The organism is Paraburkholderia sp. SIMBA_030, assembly GCF_046535245.1.
Lineage (GTDB): Bacteria > Pseudomonadota > Gammaproteobacteria > Burkholderiales > Burkholderiaceae > Paraburkholderia.
This window is the reverse complement of the sequence record NZ_JAWRXB010000366.1, coordinates 1-277: the sequence shown is the minus strand read 5'-3', so window position 1 is coordinate 277 and position 277 is coordinate 1. Positions and strand designations below refer to the sequence as shown.

The window sequence follows — 277 nt, the reverse complement described above, 5'->3', positions numbered from 1 at the left end:
AACACGACGACGCCTGCCTGCGTAACGAGCGCATCGGCATCGTCGTAGATGCGCCAGAGACCCCCGTCGTCATCCCGCTCGATGCGCCCGACGGACACGCCATAACGCACGTCGATCTGCGCGCCCGGCAGCGCGCGCGCGGCGGCGATCTGCGCGCGGCACAGCGAAGCCGGATCGATTGCGCCGCCCAGCGGATAAAACCAGCCGCCCTGCGCGAGCGGCGTGCCGGCGATCGCTTCGGCTTCGGCTTGCGAAACGCCGCGCACGAATTGATCGG

At 69.7% G+C, this 277-nt stretch carries 1 protein-coding gene; it reads right to left on the bottom strand.

Annotated elements, in window-relative coordinates; genetic code table 11:
• The coding region (locus SB772_RS40370; RefSeq protein WP_410838563.1) for an FAD-dependent oxidoreductase at positions 1-277 on the bottom strand (277 nt) is incomplete at both ends.